Here is a 17,664-nt window from a genome sequence, read left to right as displayed (position 1 = left end):
GGCGAGGCCCTGGGGGATTACTCGGCCGAGTCGTCCCCAGCGTCCACACCCGCCATCTGCGCAGCGGCCAGCTCTTCGGCCTCCTGCAGGGCGATGGCGCGACGCTCGGCGTCGTCCATGGCTTCCTTGGCACGGCGTGCCTCGTGGAAGGCCATGCCGGTACCCGCCGGGATGAGGCGGCCGACGATGACGTTTTCCTTGAGGCCACGCAGCTCGTCGCGCTTGCCCATGATGGCAGCCTCGGTGAGCACGCGGGTCGTTTCCTGGAAGGACGCGGCGGAGATGAAGGAGTCCGTCGACAGCGAGGCCTTGGTGATGCCCAGCAGCACGTCGGCGTGCGTGGCGATCAGCTTGCCTTCCTTGCGGAGCTTGTCGTTGGTGTCCAGCAGTTCCGAACGCTCGACCTGCTCGTTCAGGATGTAGTGCGAGTCACCCGGGTTGGTGATGGTCACGCGGCGCAGCATCTGGCGAACGATCACCTCGATGTGCTTGTCGTTGATCTTCACGCCCTGGAGTCGGTACACGTCCTGCACTTCGTCGACGATGTAGCGCGCCAGTTCCTCGATGCCCAGCAGACGCAGGATGTCCTGCGGGTCGGCCGCGCCGTCGACGATCAGTTCGCCGCGGTTCACCACTTGGCCTTCGTGCACCAGGATGTTCTTTTCCTTGGGCACCAATTCCTCGTGGGCCTTGCCGTCCGGATCGGTGATCTGCAGGCGAATCTTGCCCTTGGTCTCCTTGCCGAACGACACCGTGCCGGTCTGCTCGGCCAGCACGCCGACGTCCTTGGGCGAACGGGCTTCGAAGAGCTCGGCCACACGCGGCAGACCGCCGGTAATGTCTCGCGTCTTCTGGCCTTCGACCGGGATACGGGCGAGCACTTCACCAGGCAGCAGCTCTTGGCCGTCGCGGATCTGGATCAGCGCGCCGACCTGGAAGCCAATGGCCACCGAGTGGTCGGTGCCGGGGATCTTGACCTCGTGGCCTTGGGCGTCCAGCAGCTTGACCTGCGGGCGAACGACCTTGGCAGCGCCGCGGCGCTTCGGGTCGATCACGACCAGGGTCGACAGACCGGTCACTTCGTCCACCTGCTTGGCGACGGTCACGCCTTCCTCGACGTTCTCGAACTTCGCCTGACCGGCGAATTCCGTGATGATCGGGCGGGTCAGCGGGTCCCAGTTCGCCAGCACCAAACCGGCCTTGATGACCTGGCTGGGCTTGATGTTCAGGATCGCACCGTAGGGCACCTTGTGACGCTCGCGCTCACGGCCGTGCGGGTCGCTGATGATGATTTCGCCGGAACGCGAAATCACGACCAACTCGCCCTTGCCGTTCGTCACGTAACGCATCGTGGCGTTGAAGCCGATGATGCCGTCCGACTTGGCTTCCACGCTGGAGGCCACAGCGGCGCGCGAAGCGGCACCACCGATGTGGAACGTCCGCATCGTCAGCTGCGTGCCCGGCTCACCGATCGACTGCGCAGCGATCACACCCACGGCCTCGCCCACGTTCACCAGACCACCGCGGCCGAGGTCACGGCCGTAGCACTTGGCGCACAGACCGAAGCGCGTGCCGCAGGTCAGCGGCGTGCGCACCTTGATCTCGTCCACACCGGCCTGCTCCAGCACGTCGAGGGTGTCCTCGTCGAGCATGTTGCCGGCGGTGAGCAGCGTGGCTTGCGTTTCGGGGTGGATGACGTCGATGGCCGCCACACGACCCAGCACGCGGTCGCGCAGGGATTCGATGACTTCACCGCCTTCCACCAACGCGCGCATGTTCATGCCGTTGTCGGTGCCGCAATCGTCTTCCGTGACCACCAGATCCTGCGTCACGTCGACCAGACGACGCGTCAGGTAGCCGGAGTTCGCAGTCTTCAGCGCCGTGTCCGCCAGGCCCTTACGAGCACCGTGGGTCGAGATGAAGTACTGCAACACGTTCAGGCCTTCACGGAAGTTCGCCGTGATGGGCGTCTCGATGATGGAGCCGTCCGGCTTGGCCATCAGGCCGCGCATACCGGCCAGCTGACGGATCTGGGCCGCGCTACCGCGAGCGCCCGAGTCGGCCATCATGTAGATCGAGTTGAACGACTCTTGATCGACGGTCTTGCCGTGGCGATCGGTCGTCTTCTCGACCTTCAGGTGGTCCATCATCTTCTTGCCGATTTCGTCACCGGCCTTGCCCCAGATGTCCACGACCTTGTTGTAGCGCTCGCCGGCGGTCACGAGACCGGAGACGTACTGCTGCTCGATCTCCTTGACTTCCTTCTCGGCGCGCTCGATCAGCGTGTGCTTCTGAGCGGGCACGAGCATGTCGTCGATGGCGATCGAGATGCCGGCGCGGGTTGCCAGGCGGAAGCCGCTTTGCAGCAGCTTGTCAGCCAGCACCACGGTTTCCTTCAGGCCGCACTTGCGGAAGGAGGTGTTGATCAGACGGCTGATCTCCTTCTTCTTCAGGGCCTTGTTGATGTTGGCGAAGGGCAGGCCCTTGGGCAGGATTTCCGACAGCAGGGCGCGGCCGACGGTGGTGTCCACGAGCTTGGTCTCGGGCACGAACTCGCCCGTTTCCTTGTTCTTGGTCCACTCGGTCAGGCGCACGCTGATCTTGGCGGTGATTTCCACAACGCCGTTTTCCAGCGCGCGGATCACTTCCGGGATGTCAGCGAACACCAGGCCTTCGCCCTTGCCGTTCGTGCGCTCACGGGTGGCGTAGTAAAGGCCCAGCACCACGTCTTGCGACGGAACGATGGACGGCTCGCCGGAGGCCGGGAACAGCACGTTGTTGGAGGCCAGCATCAGCGTGCGGGCTTCCATCTGCGCTTCGATCGACAGCGGCACGTGGACGGCCATCTGGTCACCGTCGAAGTCGGCGTTGAAGGCCGAGCAGACGAGCGGGTGCAGTTGGATGGCCTTGCCTTCGATCAGCACGGGCTCGAAAGCCTGGATGCCGAGGCGGTGCAGCGTCGGGGCGCGGTTCAGCAGAACCGGGTGTTCCTTGATGACTTCTTCAAGGATGTCCCAGACCACCGGCGTGCCGGATTCGACTTCCTTCTTGGCAGCCTTGATCGTCGTCGCGATGCCCATGGCTTCGAGACGGCTGAAGATGAAGGGCTTGAACAGCTCCAGCGCCATCAGCTTGGGCAGACCGCACTGGTGCAGCTTGAGGTACGGACCCACGGTAATGACCGAACGACCCGAGTAGTCGACGCGCTTGCCCAGCAGGTTCTGACGGAAGCGACCGCTCTTGCCCTTGATCATGTCGGCCAGCGACTTGAGGGCACGCTTGTTCGCACCGGTCATCGCCTTGCCGCGGCGGCCGTTGTCCAGCAGCGAGTCGACGGCTTCCTGCAGCATGCGCTTTTCGTTGCGCACGATGATCTCAGGGGCCTTCAGCTCGAGCAGGCGGGCCAGGCGGTTGTTGCGGTTGATGACGCGACGGTAGAGGTCGTTCAGGTCGGAGGTCGCGAAGCGGCCGCCGTCCAGCGGCACCAGCGGACGCAGGTCCGGCGGCAGCACGGGCAGCACGTCCAGCACCATCCAGTTCGGCTTGATGCCGGACTTCTTGAAGGCTTCCATGACCTTCAGGCGCTTGGAGTTCTTCTTGACCTTGAGTTCCGAGCCGGTCATGTCGTTGCGCAGGCGATCGATCTCGATGTCGAGATCCATCTCCTCCAGCAGCTTCTTGATGCCCTCGGCGCCCATCAGTGCGATGAACTCGTCGCCGTACTCGACACGCTTGGCGTCGTAGTCGTCCTCGCTCATGATCGAGAACTTCTTCAGCGGCGTCATGCCCGGGTCGACGACGACATAGGCTTCAAAGTACAGCACGCGCTCGATGTCGCGCAGCGTCATGTCGAGCACCAGGCCCAAACGCGACGGCAGCGACTTCAGGAACCAGATGTGCGCGCAGGGCGCCGCCAGGTCGATGTGACCCATGCGGTCACGGCGAACCTTGGTCTGGGTGACTTCAACGCCGCACTTCTCGCAGATGACGCCGCGGTGCTTCAAGCGCTTGTACTTGCCGCACAGGCACTCGTAGTCCTTGATCGGGCCGAAGATCTTGGCGCAGAACAGGCCATCACGCTCGGGCTTGAACGTCCGGTAGTTGATGGTCTCGGGCTTCTTCACTTCACCGAACGACCAGCTGCGGATCTTCTCCGGCGATGCCAGGCCGATCTTGATGGCATCGAAATGCTCATCCGGCGTGAACTGCTTGAACAGGTCCAGCAAACCTTTCATGTGTTCTCTCCTGTACCTGATTAGTTGCGCTCGAGCTCGATGTCGATACCGAGCGAACGAATTTCCTTGACCAACACGTTGAACGATTCCGGCATGCCGGCTTCGATCGCGTGCTCACCCTTGACGATGGATTCGTACACCTTGGTGCGGCCGTTCACGTCGTCGGACTTGACCGTCAGCATTTCCTGCAGGATGTACGAGGCACCGTAGGCTTCCAGCGCCCAGACTTCCATTTCACCGAAGCGCTGACCACCGAACTGCGCCTTACCACCCAGCGGCTGCTGCGTGACGAGCGAGTACGGGCCGGTCGAACGGGCGTGCATCTTGTCGTCCACCAAGTGGTGCAGCTTCAGCACGTGCATGTAGCCGACGGTGACCGGGCGCTCGAATTGCTCGCCGGTGCGGCCGTCGCACAGCCAAGCTTGGGTGCGCGTCTCGGTCAGGCCCTTCTTGGCGGCGATGTCGTCCGGGTAGGCCAGCTTCAGCATGCCGCGGATTTCCTCTTCCTTGGCGCCGTCGAAGACCGGCGTCGCGAAAGGCACACCCTTGGACAGGTTGGCCGCCATCTCCAGCACTTCCGCATCGGAAAGCTCGTCGATGTTTTCGGTCTTGCCGCCGCTCTGGTTGTAGAGCTCGTCGAAGAACTTGCGCAGCTCAGCCACCTTGGAGTGCTGCTGCAGCATGTCGCCGATGCGCTGGCCAATGCCCTTGCCGGCCCAGCCCAAGTGCACTTCCAGCACCTGACCCACGTTCATCCGCGACGGAACGCCCAGCGGGTTCAGCACGATGTCGGCAGGCGTGCCGTCAGCCATGTAAGGCATGTCTTCGATCGGGGTGACCTTGGACACCACACCCTTGTTGCCGTGACGGCCGGCCATCTTGTCGCCAGGCTGCAGGCGGCGCTTGACGGCCAGGTAGACCTTGACCATCTTGAGCACACCGGCGGGCAGCTCGTCGCCCTGCGTCAGCTTCTTGCGCTTTTCTTCGAAGGCCAGGTCGAAGCTGTGGCGGGTTTGGTCCAGCGCGTTCTTGATCGACTCGAGCTGGTTGGCCACATCTTCTTCCGCCGGGCGCACGTCGAACCAGTGGAACTTCTCGACGGAGGCGAGGTAGTCCTTGCTGATGACCGTGCCCTTGGCGATCTTCTGCGGGCCGCCGTTGGCCACACGGCCCACCAGCAGCTTCTCGATACGGTCGAAGGCGTCGGCCTCGACGATGCGCAGCTGGTCGTTCAGGTCCAGGCGGAAGCGCTTCAGTTCATCGTCAATGATCTGCTGAGCGCGCTTGTCACGCTGGATGCCTTCGCGGGTGAAGACCTGCACGTCGATGACGGTGCCACTGGTGCCTTGGTCGACGCGCAGCGACGTGTCCTTCACGTCCGAAGCCTTCTCGCCGAAGATGGCGCGCAGCAGCTTCTCTTCCGGCGTCAGCGTGGTTTCGCCCTTCGGCGTGACCTTGCCCACCAGCACGTCGCCGGGGTTCACTTCGGCACCGATGTAGACGATGCCCGACTCGTCCAGGCGGCCCAGTTGCTGCTCGGACAGGTTGGGGATGTCGCGGGTGATTTCTTCCGAACCCAGCTTGGTGTCACGCGCGTTGACCACCAGTTCCTCGATGTGGATCGAGGTGTAGCGGTCTTCGGCAATGACGCGTTCCGAGATCAGGATCGAGTCTTCGAAGTTGTAGCCGTTCCACGGCATGAACGCGACCAGCATGTTCTGGCCCAGAGCCAGTTCACCGATGTCGGTGGAGGCGCCGTCGGCAATGATGTCCTCGGCCGCCACCTTGTCGCCACGGCGCACGATCGGGCGCTGGTGGATGTTGGTGTTCTGGTTGGAACGCTGGTACTTGATCAGGTTGTAGATGTCAACACCGACTTCGCCAGCCACGGTCTCGTCATCGTTCACACGAATCACGATGCGGTTCGTGTCGACGTAGTCCACCACGCCGCCGCGGCGAGCCGCGACCACCGTGCCCGAGTCCTTGGCAGCCACGCGCTCGACGCCCGTGCCCACGAAGGCCTTTTCAGGACGCAGCACCGGCACCGCCTGACGCTGCATATTGGCGCCCATCAACGCGCGGTTCGCGTCGTCGTGCTCCAGGAACGGCACCAACGAGGCCGCGACCGACACGATCTGCGTCGGCGCCACGTCCATGTACTGGATGCGCTCCGGCGAGGTCAGCACCGATTCGCCGTTTTCACGGGCAGAGACCAGTTCGTCGCTCAGTTCGCCGGACGCGTTCAGCGTGGCGTTCGCCTGGGCGATGACGTACTTGCCTTCTTCGATGGCCGACAGGTAATCGATCTGGTCGGTGACCTTGCCATCCACCACGCGACGGTACGGCGTCTCCAGGAAGCCGTATTCGTTCAGCTGGGCGTACAGAGCCAGAGAGTTGATCAGGCCGATGTTCGGGCCTTCCGGCGTTTCGATCGGGCAGACGCGGCCGTAGTGGGTCGGGTGCACGTCACGGACTTCGAAGCCGGCGCGCTCGCGGGTCAGACCGCCCGGACCCAGGGCGGAAACACGACGCTTGTGCGTGATTTCCGACAGCGGGTTGGTCTGGTCCATGAACTGCGACAGCTGCGACGCACCGAAGAACTCCTTCAGCGCCGCGGAGATCGGCTTGGAGTTGATCAGGTCGTGCGGCATCAGGGCTTCGGTCTCGGCCTGGCCCAGACGCTCCTTGACGGCCTTCTCGATACGGGCCAGACCCGAGCGGTACTGGTTCTCGGCCAGTTCGCCCACGCAGCGCACACGACGGTTGCCCAGGTGGTCGATGTCGTCCACTTCGCCGCGGCCATTGCGCAGCTCGACGAGGATCTTGACGACGTCAAGGATGTCCTCGTTGGACAGGTTCATGTTGCCTTCCGGCGTGTCACGGCCGACACGCGCGTTGAACTTCATGCGGCCGACACGGCTCAGGTCGTAGGTGTCGGTGCTGTAGAACAGGCGGTTGAACAGGGCCTCGACGGCGTCTTCCGTCGGCGGCTCGCCGGGGCGCATCATGCGGTAGATGGCGACGCGGGCAGCCAGCTGGGTTTCCGTTTCATCGGAAGCCAGGGTCTGGCTGATGTAGGCGCCTTCGTCCAGTTCGTTCGTGAACAGGCACTGAATTTCCTTGACGCCGGCGGCGCGCAGCTTCTTCAGCAGCGCGTCGGTCAGTTCGTCGTTGGCCTTGGCAATGATTTCGCCGGTGTCGGCGTCGATCATGTTCTTGGCCAGCACGCGGCCGACCAGGAAGTCTTCCGGCACCGAGATGTGCTGCGTGCCGGACTGCTCCAGCTGGCGCACGTGACGGGCGGTGATGCGCTTGTCCTTCTCAACGATGACGGCACCCGACTTGTCGACGATGTCGAAACGGGCGACTTCACCCTTCAGGCGGTCGGCCACGAATTCGAGCTGCGCGCCAACGTCCATCAGGCGGAAGTTGTCGAACACGAAGAAGTGGGCCAGGATCTGCTCGGGATTCAGGCCGATGGCCTTCAGCAGGATCGTGACCGGCATCTTGCGGCGGCGGTCGACGCGGAAGTACAGGATGTCCTTCGGGTCGAACTCGAAGTCCAGCCACGAGCCGCGGTAAGGAATGATGCGGGCGCTGAACAACAGCTTGCCCGACGAGTGCGTCTTGCCCTTGTCGTGCTCGAAGAACACGCCCGGCGAACGGTGCAGCTGCGACACGATGACGCGCTCGGTGCCGTTCACGATGAAGGAGCCGTAGTCGGTCATCAGGGGCACTTCGCCCATGTAGACCTCTTGTTCCTTGATCTCCTTGACCGTCTTCGCCTGGGGCGACTCACGGTCATAGATGATCATCTGCAGGCGCGCGCGCACGGCGGCTGCATAGGTCAACCCACGCTGTTGGCACTCACGGGTGTCGAACGGCGGCTTGGCGATGTTGAACTCGAGGAACTTCATCTCGACGAAACCGTTGTGCGAAACAATCGGGAACGCCGACAGGAAGGCCGCCTGCAGCCCTTCGGGCTTGCGTTTGGCGGGAGCCACGTCCTTCTGCAGGAAGGCCACGTAGCTGTCCTTCTGCATGGTGAGCAGGTAAGGAACGTTGAGAACGCTCTCGCGCTTGCCGAAGCTCTTGCGGATCCGCTTGCGCTCGGTATAGCTGTAGGGGGTTGCTTGCGCCATAAACACTCCGTGTCGAGTGCGCCCCCGGCCGTGGGACGCACCGTGTGCGGCGACTGGCTGGCTCACGCACCCAGGACGGGTGGCTGCCTAGCTTGGTGGTTGGCCACTACCAACCGCTGGCGGACAACTCGAGCATTGCACCCAAGTCCGACCAAACTGGTTCTCTGCAGTCGGATCAGAGAACACGTGAAAGAACCTCGCATCATACCGCGCACGGTTCTTTCACCTGCTCTCCACGGGACAAACCCGTAAAGACGAAAAAGGGGAAGCCCGAAGGCCACCCCTTTTTTTGAATCCGGCGAACCGGATTCGGTCGGCAGGACGCGCCCGCCGAACCGATTTACTTCATCTCGGCCTTGGCGCCAGCTTCGACCAGCTTCTTCACAGCGGCTTCGGCGTCGGCCTTGGAGATGCCTTCCTTGACGTTCTTCGGAGCGCCGTCGACCAGGTCCTTGGCTTCCTTCAGACCCAGGCCGGTGATTTCGCGAACGGCCTTGATGACGCCAACCTTCTGGGCGCCAGCGTCGGTCAGCACGACGTTGAATTCGGTCTTCTCTTCAGCAGCAGCAGCAGCGCCGCCAGCAGCGCCACCGGCGGCCGGAGCAGCCATCGAAGCGGCGGACACGCCGAACTTCTCTTCAATTGCCTTGACCAGGTCGTTCAGTTCCAGAACGGTCATGCTGTCCAGGGCGGTCAGGAAAGCGTCTTTATCGAATGCCATGATGTGTTCCTAAATATCAGATGGGTTGCGTAGGTACGCGGTGTTCGTCGATCAGGCCGCGGGCGCTTCGGCAGCGGCTTCGGCGCCACCACCACGCTGTTGGGCCAGGGCAGCCAGCACGGCCGCGGTGCGCTGCACCGGCGACTTGAGCAGGCCGGCGATCTGCGACAGCAGGACTTCCTTGGACGGGACGGAGGCCAAAGCCTTCACGCCATTGACGTCCAGAGCCTTGCCACCGTAGGCACCACCCTTGATGACGAGCTTGTCGTTCGTCTTGGCAAAGTCAGCGATGACTTTGGCAGCGGCGACAGCGTCTTCGGAAAAGCCGTAGATCAGCGGACCGACCATGCTCTCCGCAGCAGCTTCGAACGGGGTGCCGGCGACAGCGCGACGGGCCAGGGTGTTCTTCAGCACGTGAAGATAGACACCCTTGGCACGCGCGTCGACGCGCAGCTTGTTCAAGGCTTCCACGGTGAGGCCACGGTACTCGGCCAGCGCCAGGGTCTGCGACTTCGCTGCTTGCGCTGCGACGTCGGAGACAACGGCTGCCTTCTCGTTGCGATTGAGACTCAAGGTCTACTCCTCACATTTGCTCCTTCAGGCCTTGCGGCCATCCAGAGCGCCAGGGATTCAGCGACCATCTGATGGGAAACACGTGCAACACGAATTTCTCTCAGCGGGACCGCCATCTGCGCTGGTTCTCGACCTCCGACGGATCGGAAGCTTCGATTTAAGGGGTCTCCACCAGCGGTCTTGGATGACGCACCGGCCAATTGCTCAGCCGATGCCCCACCAATCTGTTCGCCTGCAGCCAGACTCGCTACAAGCAGATTCTTGAGCCGGGCACGAGGCCCGGCGCGTCATCAGGCTGCGGAAGCCTGGGCGTTGATCGACGCGATTTCGACGCGAGCACCCACGCCCATGGTCGACGACACGGCGACCTTGCGCAGGTAGACGCCCTTGCTCGAAGCCGGCTTGGCCTTGTTCAGGGCCTCGACCAGCGCACGCAGGTTACCTTCCAGCTTGTCGGTGTCGAACGAGCGACGGCCGATGGTGCCGTGGATGATGCCGGCCTTGTCCACGCGGAACTGGACCTGACCCGCCTTGGCGTTCTTGACGGCAGTGGCAACGTCCGGAGTCACGGTGCCGACCTTGGGGTTCGGCATCAGGCCACGGGGGCCCAGGATTTGACCCAGGGTACCGACGATGCGCATCGTGTCGGGCGAAGCGATCACGACGTCGAAAGGCATGTCACCCGCCTTGACGCGCTCAGCCAGGTCTTCCATGCCAACAACGTCAGCGCCGGCAGCCTTGGCTTCTTCAGCCTTGGCGCCTTGGGCGAACACGGCCACGCGCTTGGTCTTGCCGGTGCCGTTGGGCATCACGACCGCGCCACGCACCACTTGGTCCGACTTCTTGGCATCGATGCCGAGTTGCACAGCAACGTCGATCGACTCATCAAACTTGGCCGTGGCCAGGCTCTTCACCAGGTCCAGGGCTTCGGTCAGGGCGTACAGCTTGGTCGTTTCGACCTTGCCAGCCAGCGCCTTTTGCTTCTTGGTCAGCTTCGCCATGTTCAGACCCCTTCAACGATGATGCCCATCGAACGGGCGGAGCCGGCGATGGTCTTGACAGCAGCGTCAATGTTGGCAGCCGTCAGGTCCTTGGCCTTGATCTTGGCGATCTCTTCCAGCTGGGCACGGGTCAGCTTGCCGACCTTGTCCAGGTGCGGACGCTGCGAACCCTTTTCGATCTTGGCAGCCTTCTTCAGCAGCACGGTCGCCGGGGGCGACTTGATGACGAAGGTGAAGCTCTTGTCGGCGAAGGCGGTGATGACCACCGGCAGCTTCATGCCGGGCTCGAAGCCAGCACCGGAAGTCTGGGCGTTGAACGCCTTGCAGAATTCCATGATGTTCAGGCCACGCTGACCCAGCGCGGGACCCACCGGCGGCGAAGGATTTGCCTTGCCGGCCGGAATTTGCAGCTTGATGAAGCCGACAATTTTCTTGGCCATGTTTTCTCCAATCCAGCGACATCGCGGCCTGCGAACGTCGCCTGAGTGCTAGCGCATCGGAATCGACCCCAAACGGGCCCTACCTTTGCTCCTCTTGTCTGCCTGACGTTGCAGACTGATCACGGGCCGACGTTCAGGGGACGCCGGCCGAACCCGCGATTCTAGCGCGCGAAGCCGTTTTGGCCTAGCGCCTTTCGGAATGACCGAGGGTCAGACCTTTTCGACCTGGGCGAAATCCAGCTCCACCGGCGTTGCGCGGCCGAAGATGGTGACCGAAACGCGCACCTTGGACTTGTCGTAGTTGACCTCTTCGACCGAGCCATTGAAGTCCGTGAAAGGGCCTTCCTTGACCCGGACGATTTCGCCCACCGTCCACTCGACCTTCGGCCGCGGCTTCTCGATGCCTTCCTGCATCTGGTTGACGATCTTGTCAACTTCAGCCTGGGAGATCGGTGCCGGACGATTCCGCGCGCCGCCGATGAAGCCCGTCACCTTGGAGGTGTGCTTGACCAAGTGCCAGGACTCGTCGTCCATCACCATCTCAACCAAAACATAGCCCGGGTAGATGCGACGCTCCGTCACGGTCTTCTTGCCGTTCTTCAGCTCGACCACTTCTTCGGTCGGCACCAAGATGCGGCCAAACTTGTCTTGCATGCCCGCGCGATCGATGCGCTCGCGCAGATTGCGCTCGACCGCCTTCTCCATGCCGGAGTAGGCGTGAACGATGTACCAGCGCTTGGGCAGACCCGCGGGAGCTTCGGTCGCGACGACTTGTTCTTCAGACATTCGGATTCCTTGCGATCAGCGCTTCCAGCCCAGGATCAGGTCGTACAGCACCCACTCCAGCGTCTTGTCGGTCAGCCACAGGAACAGCGCCATGATGACGACGAAGGCAAACACGTAGCCGGTCATCTGCGTCGCTTCCTTGCGGGTGGGCCACACCACCTTCTTGACTTCGCGGACAGAGTCGCGGCCATAGGCGATCAGGGACTTCCCGGGCTCGGACACGAAGAATGCACCCGCACCCGCTGCCAGCAACAGGATCAGCGCAATCCATTGCACCAACGCACCCTGCTTGGACAGGCCGTAGAACGCTGCCAGCGCACCGATCAGCAGCAGCACCGCTGCCGCCAGCTTGGCCTTGTCGGCGCCGCTGGTCACGGTCTCGACTTGGGGAGGATTCGCCATCTCTTCACTTTCACGCGCCCACTGCAGGCGACTGTTTCGATGCTGTGATGGCACGTAGCCATCAGCAGCAAGGCCCGCCGAGATCACTCTCGCGGGCCGATGCTGGTTTTTGCCAGGAACCAACCGCCGTGATCAGCGGCGGGTGGCAGGGGCAGAGGGTCTCGAACCCCCAACCTTCGGTTTTGGAGACCGACGCTCTGCCAATTGAGCTATGCCCCTGCGGCGAAAAACTTACTCGAGGATCGTGGCAACGACGCCCGAACCGACGGTGCGGCCACCTTCACGGATGGCGAAGCGCAGACCGGTTTCCATGGCGATCGGGGCGATCAGCTTCACGGTGATGCCGACGTTGTCGCCAGGCATGACCATTTCCTTGTCCTTCGGCAGCTCCACGGCACCGGTCACGTCCGTCGTGCGGAAGTAGAACTGGGGACGGTAGTTGTTGAAGAACGGGGTGTGACGACCGCCCTCTTCCTTCGACAGCACGTAGATTTCGGCCGTGAAGTGGGTGTGCGGCTTGATCGTGCCCGGCTTGGCCAGCACTTGGCCGCGCTCGACGTCTTCGCGCTTGGTGCCGCGCAGCAGGATGCCGACGTTGTCGCCCGCTTGACCTTGGTCCAGCAGCTTGCGGAACATTTCGACGCCCGTGACCGTGGTCTTCTGGACTTCGCGGATACCGACGATTTCGATTTCTTCGCCGACCTTGATGATGCCGCGCTCGACTCGACCGGTCACCACGGTGCCACGACCCGAGATCGAGAACACGTCTTCCACCGGCAGCAGGAAGGCGCCGTCAACGGCACGGTCCGGCTGGGGGATGTAGGTATCCAGCGCATCGGCCAGGCGCATGATGGCTTGCTCGCCCAGGTCGCCCTTGTCGCCTTCCAGCGCCAGCTTGGCCGAACCCTTGATGATGGGGGTGTCGTCGCCCGGGAAGTCGTACTTGCTCAGCAGCTCACGCACTTCCATTTCGACGAGCTCCAGCAGCTCGGCGTCGTCGACCATGTCGCACTTGTTCAGGAAGACGATGATGTACTTCACGCCGACCTGACGGGCCAGCAGGATGTGCTCACGGGTCTGGGGCATCGGGCCGTCAGCGGCCGAGCACACCAGGATCGCGCCGTCCATCTGGGCGGCACCGGTAATCATGTTCTTGACGTAGTCGGCGTGGCCGGGGCAGTCAACGTGCGCGTAGTGGCGGTTTGCCGTCTCGTACTCGACGTGCGCGGTGTTGATCGTGATGCCGCGGGCCTTTTCTTCCGGAGCCGCGTCAATTTCGTCGTACTTCTTCGCTTCGCCGCCGAACTTGGCCGACAGAACGGTCGCGATTGCAGCCGTCAGCGTGGTCTTGCCGTGGTCGACGTGACCGATCGTGCCCACGTTCACGTGCGGCTTGGTCCGTTCAAACTTGCCTTTTGCCATCTTGCGCTCCTGAGGAGAACTCGTTGCGACGAGTAGAAGAAAAAAGAGGGGTGGTGCCCATGACGCGGATCGAACGCGTGACCTCTCCCTTACCAAGGGAGTGCTCTACCACTGAGCCACATGGGCATCGGCACGGGTTTGACGGCACCCTCGCGGGCAACCACCGACAAACCGGTGTCGACTCTTGCTTCAAAAACCGCCGCGCCGAACTGGAGCGGGAAACGGGAATCGAACCCGTGTCATTAGCTTGGAAGGCTAAGGTTCTACCATTGAACTACTCCCGCTCTGGGAGCTAGCGCTCTGGTGGAGGAGGCTGGATTCGAACCAGCGTACGCAATGCGGGCAGATTTACAGTCTGCTGCCTTTAACCACTCGGCCACCCCTCCTGAGGCAAGCCCGCTACTGTAGCACAGGTTTTTGGGCTCGCAATAGAACTCTCGAAAGTTCTGCGCAAATTCAGAAGACGGCCCTGGCGAATGAGAAGCCGAGGAGCACGCGATGCGCGCGCAACTGCCGCCAGACCGCGAGTCAGCGGAACGCGCACGCCGCACTGCACCACCCCAACCCGAGACGGGCTCGCGCTCGCGCGGCACGCCCACCCGGCACGACTTGGCCACGGGCACGATATGGCCGCCACCCCGCGCGCAGAACGCCCACTCAATCGGTTAGCTGCACATCGCCCACCGACTCGACCCGCATCAAGCCAAGAGCAACCCAACCATCCCGCATCTCCCCACGCCCACACTCATCCCATGCGCCACGGCAACCCGGCGTCACAAAGAGGCCACAACCAGACCACCTGACGTCGCCCGCCCGCAACAGTGATCCGTCACAACCATGCCACTCGGATACCAATAAAACGCCTTTCCCAGGCCGCCCTCCCAGAGGAAATGCCGCTCCAGCACTGGGTCGGCACCTCATCCTCCGGGAAACCACCCATGAGAAATTGGTAGCAAAGTGGCTTTATCAATCGTTACAGTGGCATGGCACTGGTTGCTGAAGGTGTCTCCGTCGGGATGCCGCCAGCAACCGGATCCAAGGTGGTATGCAAGGCCCCGTGCAGTCACCGCCGCCCCGATTCCATGGCCACAACGAGGAACAGTTCATGAAGGTCAAGCAGACCCCCATCTCGCAGGCGGTGTTCATCGCTCTGCTCGGCGCCGCCGGCGCTGCCCTGGCGCAACAGGCGCCCGCCAACCAGCTCGAGACGGTGACCGTCACCGGCATCCGCGCCTCGCAAGAGAAGTCGCTGTCGGTGAAGCGCAATGCGGACACGCACATCGACGTGATCTCGGCCGAAGACATCGGCAAGATGCCCGACAAGAACGTCGCCGACTCCCTGGCCCGCATCCCGGGCGTGACCATCCTGAACAGCCCGTCGGGCGGCTCGGGCGGCTTTGACGAGCGCGACCGCGTGGGTCTGCGTGGCACCAACCCCAGCCTGACGCAAACCCTGCTGGACGGCCACTCGGTGGCCAACGGTGACTGGTTCGTGCTGGACCAGACCGGTGCCGGCGTGGGCCGCTCGGTCAGCTTCTCGCTGCTGCCGTCGGAACTGGTGAGCCGCGTGGAAGTGCACAAGAACGCATCCGCTTCGGACATCGAGGGCGGCACGGCCGGCGCGGTGAACATCATCACCCGCAAGCCGCTGGACTTTGCGAAGTTCCTGACGTTTGAAGCCAGCCTGGGCACCGTCTACGCCGACTTGCCCAAGAAGTCGGACCCGCAGGTGAGCGCGCTGTTCGCCTGGAAGAACGACGCCAAGACCTTCGGCGTGCTCGTGCAGGCGTTCAACGAAAAGCGTCACCTGCGTCGCGATGGCGTGGAGACCTTCGCCCACGACGGCGCCATGTCGCTGACCCCGATCACGGCCGCCTCGCACCCGACCGCAGTGGCCGCCGGCATTCCCGCCGGCACGCTGTTCCCCAACCTGATGGGCTCGGCTTTGTTCACGCAAGAGCGTGAGCGCAAGGGTGGCCTGATCAGCGCGCAAATCAAGCCGACGAACGACGTCGACCTGACCGTGACGGGCTTCTCGTCCAAGATGAACGCGGACAACTACAACCGCAACTACATGTTGTCCAACATGTGGGCGCTGAGCCGCAACCCGACGGTCACGAACGTCACGATCGACCCGTCGACCCACATCCTGACGTCGGCCAACTACACGTACGCCACGCCCACCATCATCGGCGTGTACGACCTGATCTCGCGCAAGGCCTCGGCCGAGACCAACTTCCTGAACCTGGAAGGCTCGTTCCGCGTCAGCGACAAGCTGAAGCTGTCGGGCCAAGCCGGCACCTCCAAGGGCAAGGGCAAGACGATCAGCCAAGACGTCTATGAAGGTGACATCACCGCCTCCAGCGGCGGCTTCCAGCTCAAGGGCAGCGGCGAAGCCCCGGCCTTCAACATCGGCAACGCCAACGGCGCGGCCCTGAAGCCGTCGGGCACCGACTGGATCTTCGGTGACCAGAACGTGGTCGTGCAGGACAAGGACACCTGGGCGCAAGTGGACGGCGAGTACACGCTGGACATGGGCATGCTGCGCAGCCTGAAGTTCGGTGCACGCACGTCCAAGCACGACCGCTACACCGACGGCCCCATCGTCAACCAGGGCCCGAACTGGGGCACCGACCCGTTCGCCAACCCCCTGCCCGCCTCGGCCTACACCGAGCAGTACCCGAGCAACTTCGGCAGCGGTCTGGGCGCTGGCTTCCCCACGGGCATCAGCTACCCGACGGCGGACGCTCTGGCGGCCTACAACGCCAAGTACTCCAACCGTGACATCTCGCGCCGCATGGTGACGCACGAGTACTCGGTGGCGGAAAAGACCACCGCCGGCTACGTGCAGGGCAACCTGGAAGGCGAAGGCTGGAGCGGCAACGTCGGCATGCGCCTGGTGCGCACCAAGTCCAGCACGCTGGTGTGGGTGCCGACCAGCAACAAGACGCTGCCGGGCTACGTGCCGTCCGCGTTCGCGGCGGTCGGCCCGAACTGGACCGACCCGTCCGGCTACTACCAGACCTACCACGACCGTTCCTACACCGACGCCCTGCCGAGCGCCAGCGTGCGCATCGACGTGACGCCGAAGGTTGTGGCTCGCCTGTCGCTGTCGCGCACCCTGACCCGCCCGGACTACACCGCGCTGTCGGCCGCCCAGCTGCTGGGCGGTTACTCCGACCCGACCGGCAAGTCGGTCGGCAGCGGCACCAGCGGCAACCCGGACCTGGACCCGATCCGCTCGACCAACTTCGACGCCAACATCGAGTGGTACTTCGCGCCGCGTGCGTTCGTGTCCATGGGCGCGTTCCACATGAACATCGGCAGCTACATCACCGACGGCGTGCAGCGCGTGATGGCCTCCACCGACGTCACGCCGGCCGGCGGCCAGCAAGGTTCGCCGACCAACCAGCGTGTCACGGCTCCGTTCGATCTGACCACCCAGATCAACAAGAAGGCCAGCGTCACGGGTCTGGAGTTCGCGTTCGAAACGCCGGTGTTCAGCAACTTCGGCATCGGTGCCAACTACACCTATGCCGACGCCCACGACGCCAGCGGCCATGCCCTGCGCGGCGCGGTCAAGCACTCGGCCAACCTGAACGGCTTCTTCGAGAACGACCAGTTCTCGGCGCGCCTGAACTACGGCTACAACTCGGACAACTTCCTGGGTCGTGACCGTGGCTCCGACTACTACCAGCGCGGTGCTGGCGTGCTGTCGGCGTCGGTGGGCTACAAGCTGAACGACCACTTCGCCTTCAGCCTGGACGCTCAGAACCTGAACGACCCGACGCTGAAGTACTACGGCGACTTCAAGTCGCAGCCGCGCGCCATCTACAAGAACGGCCGCCAGTTCTACTTGACCGCTCGTATTAAGTATTGACGTGCCCCTCGCCCGGTCGCGCCTCGCTGAACGCGGGGCGTGCCCGGTCGATCCCCCTGGGG

Annotated in this window: 10 protein-coding genes and 4 tRNA genes; 1 reads left to right on the top strand and 13 read right to left on the bottom strand. The window is 63.2% G+C overall.

Annotated elements, in window-relative coordinates:
- Window positions 1-17: 17 nt before the first annotated feature.
- The 13 genes from rpoC to ACG01O_RS16965 form a co-directional block, all read right to left on the bottom strand.
- Window positions 18-4,235, bottom strand: coding sequence for a DNA-directed RNA polymerase subunit beta' (gene rpoC, locus ACG01O_RS17025; protein WP_394386437.1), 4,218 nt, complete (start codon window positions 4,233-4,235; stop codon window positions 18-20).
- Between the two features lie 20 nt (window positions 4,236-4,255).
- The gene (rpoB, locus tag ACG01O_RS17020) at window positions 4,256-8,377 is read right to left on the bottom strand and encodes a DNA-directed RNA polymerase subunit beta (protein ID WP_394386435.1); all 4,122 of its coding nucleotides are present in this window, start codon (window positions 8,375-8,377) and stop codon (window positions 4,256-4,258) included.
- A gap of 340 nt (window positions 8,378-8,717) precedes the next feature.
- The gene (rplL, locus tag ACG01O_RS17015) at window positions 8,718-9,098 is read right to left on the bottom strand and encodes a 50S ribosomal protein L7/L12 (RefSeq protein WP_025564475.1); all 381 of its coding nucleotides are present in this window, start codon (window positions 9,096-9,098) and stop codon (window positions 8,718-8,720) included.
- A gap of 51 nt (window positions 9,099-9,149) precedes the next feature.
- Window positions 9,150-9,671, bottom strand: coding sequence for a 50S ribosomal protein L10 (rplJ, locus tag ACG01O_RS17010; protein WP_394386433.1), 522 nt, complete (start codon window positions 9,669-9,671; stop codon window positions 9,150-9,152).
- A gap of 290 nt (window positions 9,672-9,961) precedes the next feature.
- Window positions 9,962-10,672 carry a 50S ribosomal protein L1 gene (gene rplA, locus ACG01O_RS17005; RefSeq protein WP_394386431.1) on the bottom strand — a complete coding sequence of 237 codons (711 nt, stop codon included), beginning with the start codon at window positions 10,670-10,672 and terminating at the stop codon, window positions 9,962-9,964.
- Between the two features lie 2 nt (window positions 10,673-10,674).
- Window positions 10,675-11,112 carry a 50S ribosomal protein L11 gene (rplK, locus tag ACG01O_RS17000; protein ID WP_394386428.1) on the bottom strand — a complete coding sequence of 146 codons (438 nt, stop codon included), beginning with the start codon at window positions 11,110-11,112 and terminating at the stop codon, window positions 10,675-10,677.
- A 210-nt stretch (window positions 11,113-11,322) separates the two neighbouring features.
- Window positions 11,323-11,898 carry a transcription termination/antitermination protein NusG gene (gene nusG, locus ACG01O_RS16995; RefSeq protein WP_394386426.1) on the bottom strand — a complete coding sequence of 192 codons (576 nt, stop codon included), beginning with the start codon at window positions 11,896-11,898 and terminating at the stop codon, window positions 11,323-11,325.
- A gap of 15 nt (window positions 11,899-11,913) precedes the next feature.
- Entirely contained in the window at window positions 11,914-12,300 is a 387-nt protein-coding gene (secE, locus tag ACG01O_RS16990) for a preprotein translocase subunit SecE (RefSeq protein WP_394386424.1), read from the bottom strand.
- Window positions 12,301-12,443: 143 nt separating this feature from the next.
- Window positions 12,444-12,519, bottom strand: a tRNA-Trp gene (locus tag ACG01O_RS16985).
- A gap of 12 nt (window positions 12,520-12,531) precedes the next feature.
- Entirely contained in the window at window positions 12,532-13,722 is a 1,191-nt protein-coding gene (tuf, locus tag ACG01O_RS16980; RefSeq protein WP_394386422.1) for an elongation factor Tu, read from the bottom strand.
- Window positions 13,723-13,773: 51 nt separating this feature from the next.
- Window positions 13,774-13,848 (bottom strand) — tRNA-Thr (locus ACG01O_RS16975).
- Between the two features lie 84 nt (window positions 13,849-13,932).
- Window positions 13,933-14,006: transfer RNA gene (locus ACG01O_RS16970), tRNA-Gly, on the bottom strand.
- Between the two features lie 17 nt (window positions 14,007-14,023).
- Window positions 14,024-14,108, bottom strand: a tRNA-Tyr gene (locus ACG01O_RS16965).
- Window positions 14,109-14,827: 719 nt separating this feature from the next.
- Here ACG01O_RS16965 and ACG01O_RS16960 point away from each other — a divergent pair.
- Window positions 14,828-17,602 (top strand): TonB-dependent receptor, encoded by a 2,775-nt coding sequence (locus ACG01O_RS16960; RefSeq protein ID WP_394386420.1) that lies wholly within the window; start codon window positions 14,828-14,830, stop codon window positions 17,600-17,602.
- The last annotated feature ends 62 nt before the right edge of the window (window positions 17,603-17,664 follow it).

It is taken from the genome of Pelomonas baiyunensis, assembly GCF_043555935.1.
Lineage (GTDB): Bacteria > Pseudomonadota > Gammaproteobacteria > Burkholderiales > Burkholderiaceae_C > Pelomonas > Pelomonas baiyunensis.
Note: the sequence above shows the minus strand (reverse complement) of the source record. Positions and strands in the feature narration are given on the sequence as shown.

Bases quoted from the DNA above. Each gene is read 5' to 3' on its own strand.
- nusG (WP_394386426.1), bottom strand. From the start codon at position 11,898: ATGTCTGAAGAACAAGTCGTCGCGACCGAAGCTCCCGCGGGTCTGCCC.
- rpoB (WP_394386435.1), bottom strand. From the start codon at position 8,377: ATGGCGCAAGCAACCCCCTACAGCTATACCGAGCGCAAGCGGATCCGC.
- rplA (WP_394386431.1), bottom strand. From the start codon at position 10,672: ATGGCGAAGCTGACCAAGAAGCAAAAGGCGCTGGCTGGCAAGGTCGAA.
- rplK (WP_394386428.1), bottom strand. From the start codon at position 11,112: ATGGCCAAGAAAATTGTCGGCTTCATCAAGCTGCAAATTCCGGCCGGC.
- rplL (WP_025564475.1), bottom strand. From the start codon at position 9,098: ATGGCATTCGATAAAGACGCTTTCCTGACCGCCCTGGACAGCATGACC.
- ACG01O_RS16960 (WP_394386420.1), top strand. From the start codon at position 14,828: ATGAAGGTCAAGCAGACCCCCATCTCGCAGGCGGTGTTCATCGCTCTG.
- rpoC (WP_394386437.1), bottom strand. From the start codon at position 4,235: ATGAAAGGTTTGCTGGACCTGTTCAAGCAGTTCACGCCGGATGAGCAT.
- secE (WP_394386424.1), bottom strand. From the start codon at position 12,300: ATGGCGAATCCTCCCCAAGTCGAGACCGTGACCAGCGGCGCCGACAAG.
- tuf (WP_394386422.1), bottom strand. From the start codon at position 13,722: ATGGCAAAAGGCAAGTTTGAACGGACCAAGCCGCACGTGAACGTGGGC.